Here is a 4,841-nt window from a genome sequence, read left to right on the forward strand (position 1 = left end):
TATGAAAACAGCCTATATAGTAAAAGCATACAGAACTGCAGTTGGTAAAGCACCAAAAGGAGTTTTTAGATTTAAAAGACCTGATGAATTAGCAGCAGAAACCATCGAATTCATGATGAATGAACTGCCTGATTTTGACAAGACTCGTATTGACGATGTAATGGTTGGAAACGCAATGCCTGAGGCAGAACAAGGACTTAACGTTGCTCGTTTGATCTCTTTGATGGGATTAAAAGTAGAGGATGTTCCTGGAGTGACTGTAAACCGTTACTGTGCATCTGGTTTAGAAACAATTGGTATGGCTACAGCCAAAATTCAATCAGGCATGGCACACTGCATTATTGCAGGTGGTGCTGAGAGCATGAGTTTTATTCCGATGGGTGGTTACAAACCAACACCGGATTATGCTGTTGCAAAAGCAGGAAACGAAGACTACTACTGGGGAATGGGTTTAACAGCCGAAGCCGTAGCACAGCAGTTTAAAGTTTCTAGAGAAGACCAAGATGAATTTGCTTATAACTCACACATGAAGGCCTTGAAAGCACAAGCTGAAGGGAAATTTGACAAACAAATTGTTCCTATTACTGTTGAGCAAACTTTCTTGAATGAAAATGGTAAAAAAGAAACAAAATCTTATGTTGTAAACAAAGATGAAGGACCTAGAGCCGGAACTTCGAAAGAAGCTTTAGCAGGATTAAGACCTGTTTTTGAAGCTAACGGAAGTGTAACTGCAGGTAACTCGTCACAAATGAGTGATGGTGCTGCTTTTGTACTTATCATGAGCGAAGAAATGGTTAAAGAATTAAACCTAGAACCAATCGCAAGACTAGTAAACTTTGCTTCTGCAGGAGTTGAACCAAGAATCATGGGTATCGGTCCAGTAAAAGCAATTCCAAAAGTATTGAAACAAGCAGGATTGTCAATCAATGATATCGATTTAATTGAGCTAAACGAGGCATTTGCATCACAAGCTTTAGCAGTAACTCGCGAGCTAAACTTAAACCCTGATATCATCAACGTAAACGGTGGTGCCATCGCTTTAGGTCATCCACTAGGTTGTACAGGCGCTAAATTATCCGTTCAATTATTTGATGAGATGAAACGCCGCGGTAGCAAATACGGAATTGTATCTATGTGTGTAGGTACAGGTCAAGGTAGTGCTGGGGTTTATGAGCTAATGTAAAGCCCCCTACCCCCCAAAGGGGGAAGTAGCACTATTTATAATTAAAAAAGATTTCCAAGTTCTTAAACAGATATATTCACATCTTTAACTTCATTTAGGTTAGAGAATTTAAAACCCTACTGACCCCTAGTAGGAATTCCCCCTTCGGGGGTTAGGGGGCAAATTATGGCAGACGTAACTAGAGGAGGACAATTCCTTGTAAAAGAAACAAAGTGCGAAGATATCTTCACTCCTGAAGACTTCAATGAAGAACAAATAATGATGCGTGACTCTGTGAAAGAGTTCGTTGATAAAGAATTATGGCCTCACAAAGACCGTTTCGAAAAGAAAGACTATGCTTTGACTGAAGAAACAATGCGTAAAGCGGGTGACTTAGGTTTCTTAAGTGTAGCAGTTCCTGAAGCGTATGGCGGAATGGGAATGGGATTTGTAAACACCGTTTTGGTATGTGATTACATCTCTGGAGCAACGGGATCGTTTTCAACGGCTTTTGGAGCACACACAGGCATTGGTACTATGCCAATTACTTTATACGGAACAGAAGAACAAAAACAAAAATACGTACCTAAATTAGCTTCAGGTGAGTGGTTTGGTGCTTACTGTTTAACTGAGCCAGGTGCTGGATCAGATGCTAACTCAGGAAAAACAAAAGCAGTTTTATCTGAAGATGGTAAAACATACTCTATCACTGGACAAAAAATGTGGATCTCGAATGCAGGTTTCTGTAGCGTATTCATCGTTTTTGCACGTATTGGTGATGATAAAAACATTACTGGTTTCATCGTAGAAAATGATCCTGCAAATGGAATTTCAATGAATGAAGAAGAGCACAAACTAGGAATTAGAGCCTCTTCAACTCGTCAGGTTTTCTTCAACGAAACTAAAGTTCCTGCTGAGAACATGTTGTCAGAAAGAGGAAACGGATTTAAAATTGCAATGAATGCTTTGAATGTTGGACGTATTAAGCTTGCTGCTGCTTGTCTTGATGCACAACGTAGAGTGATCACAAATGCAGTTGCTTACGCAAACGAAAGACAGCAATTTAACACACCAATTGCTCAATTTGGAGCTATTCGTTCTAAATTAGCTGATATGGCTACTAGCTGTTATGCTGGAGAAAGTGCAACATATAGAGCTTCAAAAAATATCGAAGATAGAATCATCGCTCGTGAAGCAGAAGGATCTACTCATCAAGATGCTGAATTAAAAGGGGTTGAAGAATACGCTATTGAGTGTTCTATCTTAAAAGTAGCTGTTTCTGAAGACGTTCAAAACTGTTCTGATGAAGGTATTCAAATCTTTGGTGGAATGGGATTCTCTGAAGATACTCCTATGGAATCTGCTTGGAGAGATGCGCGTATCGCTCGTATTTACGAAGGTACAAACGAAATCAACAGAATGTTATCTGTAGGAATGTTGATTAAAAAAGCAATGAAAGGGCACGTTGATTTATTAGGACCTGCTACAAAAGTAGGTGAAGAATTGATGGGAATTCCTTCATTTGATACTCCAGACTTCTCTGAATTATTTGCTGAAGAAAAAGACTTGATCGTTAAATTGAAAAAAGCGTTCATGATGGTTGCTGGTAGTGCAGTTCAAAAATTCGGAACTGAATTAGACTCTCATCAACAAATATTAATGTCGGCTTCAGACATGTTGATCGAAATTTACATGGCTGAAAGTACTATTCTTAGAACTGAGAAATTAGCTAAAAAAGAAGGTGCTGACAAAGTAAAAGAGCAAATTGCAATGGCACAATTGTACTTATACCAAGCAGTTGATATTGTGACTCAAAAAGGTAAAGAAGCAATTATCTCATTCGTAGAAGGAGATGAGCAACGCATGATGCTTATGGGATTAAGACGTTTTACTAAATACACAAACATGCCAAATGTTGTGGCTTTGAAAGAAACGATTACATCAAAATTAGTTGCTGAAAACGAATATTGTTTTTAAGCAAAAAAGATAGTTTTTAGTTGATTATTTGTTAATGACCGCAATTGTTGAAAGACGTTGCGGTTTTTTTTTGGTCTACGCCAATTGTTGAATAGCATGCATAGCCAATAAATGCAGCGAAACCTTTCCTTTGTTACATCTGCAATTATAAATTACGACGCCATATTACAAAAGCGCATGACTGTTTCTATTTAAATCACCAAAATTTTAAACTCCTAGCTGAATTTTTAGTAACTTTAATGAATAATCTAAATTGAAAAATAATGAAAAAATTAATTCTATCCATAGCTGTTGTGATTGCTGTATTAGTAGGATGTAAATCAAGCACTTCCTCTAATGTTAAAAAATTAACCATTGCCTTTGAAGCTAAAAGCAACAGCAAGGTATCTGGAACTGCTACCTTTGTAGAAAAAAACGGCAAAGTAACTTTTGTAGCTACATTATCAGGTTTACAGCCAGGTGTACATGCTATACACATCCATGAAAAATCGGATTGCTCCGCCGCAGATGGTTCCTCAGCAGGAGGTCATTGGAACCCTACTTTTAAAAATCACGGAAAATGGGGCGTTGGCGAATACCATAAAGGAGATATAGGTAATTTTACAGCTGACGCAAAAGGAAACGGATCGATTACCTTAACTACAGATGAGTGGAATATGGGATCAGGCGACCAAACTAAAGATATTTTAGGAAAAGGTTTGATTGTACATCAAGGAGCTGATGATTTCACTTCTCAACCTTCTGGAAACGCAGGTGCTAGAGTAGCTTGCTCGGCAATAATCAAATAATTTGAAAGAGGCAGCTCTTTTATATTTTAAAAATGCAGATGAATGGCGTAATTGGCTTCACGAAAATTACGCCATTTCATCTGGTGTTAATTTGCTTTTTTATAAAGTAGCTAGTGATCAGGAAAGTATGCGATGGGAAGAGGCAGTTAAGGTCGCTATTTGTTACGGCTGGATCGACTCTACCGTAAAAAAAATCGATGACGTGTCTCGAAAGCAATCCTTTACACCACGAAAAGACAAAAGTGTGTGGAGTAAACTCAATAAATCATATATCGAGCAGCTAACTAAGGATAATTTAATGCATCAAAGCGGACTAGTAAAAATTGAAGCTGCAAAAGAAAATGGATCTTGGACCTCTCTAGATCTAGTAGAAGATTTAATTATTCCTACTGATTTGCAAGCTGCTTTTACTATTAATAGTATGGCCTATGAGAAATATCTCAATTTTAGCCCTTCCTATCAAAAAAGTTATTTGTATTGGCTAAACCAGGCTAAACGTGTAGAAACACGATCAAAAAGAATTGACGAAATAATTTCCTGTTGTGAAGCCAATCTCAAATCAAGAAATTAATTTTAATTTAATTATTAATTGAAGTTGGCTTTATAATAAACTCAGAAATAAACTTAGCTTTGCATTTTTAAAACGCAATCATGATTAACCCTTCAGCACCCGGATGGATCGCTAAATATTTTACGAAGCAAAAACGTTCCGATCATGCGGAAGCAATGGGTGATGACTTGTTTTATCAAAAAATTAGAAAAACGGGTTTCATTTATGGTCACATCGTTTCTTTTGAAACGGCTACTCCAATAAAATCAGATGATTGGGTACAAAATGAATTGCCAAAAGTAGCGCTTTTAAGTACTTTATATTCCATTTACTGCAAAACGAACTCAGACAACAATCCTGAAAA

4 protein-coding genes and 1 pseudogene are annotated in these 4,841 nt (G+C 37.4%); all 5 read left to right on the forward strand.

The genetic code is table 11. From position 1 onward, the window contains the following. The first annotated feature begins 1 nt into the window (after position 1). Positions 2-1,183: an acetyl-CoA C-acyltransferase gene (locus tag P8M54_RS11865; protein ID WP_300288079.1), complete on the forward strand. Its 1,182-nt coding sequence runs from the start codon at positions 2-4 to the stop codon at positions 1,181-1,183. A 165-nt stretch (positions 1,184-1,348) separates the two neighbouring features. Then, positions 1,349-3,139 carry an acyl-CoA dehydrogenase family protein gene (locus tag P8M54_RS11870; RefSeq protein ID WP_300288080.1) on the forward strand — a complete coding sequence of 597 codons (1,791 nt, stop codon included), beginning with the start codon at positions 1,349-1,351 and terminating at the stop codon, positions 3,137-3,139. A gap of 263 nt (positions 3,140-3,402) precedes the next feature. Continuing rightward, positions 3,403-3,927, forward strand: coding sequence for a superoxide dismutase family protein (locus P8M54_RS11875; RefSeq protein WP_300288082.1), 525 nt, complete (start codon positions 3,403-3,405; stop codon positions 3,925-3,927). A gap of 1 nt (position 3,928) precedes the next feature. Next, positions 3,929-4,498: a YdeI/OmpD-associated family protein gene (locus P8M54_RS11880; protein WP_300288083.1), complete on the forward strand. Its 570-nt coding sequence runs from the start codon at positions 3,929-3,931 to the stop codon at positions 4,496-4,498. 80 nt (positions 4,499-4,578) lie between these two features. Next, positions 4,579-4,841: pseudogene (locus P8M54_RS11885) on the forward strand (hypothetical protein); the annotation flags it as partial.

This window comes from Flavobacterium sp. (assembly GCF_029242675.1).
GTDB lineage: Bacteria > Bacteroidota > Bacteroidia > Flavobacteriales > Flavobacteriaceae > Flavobacterium.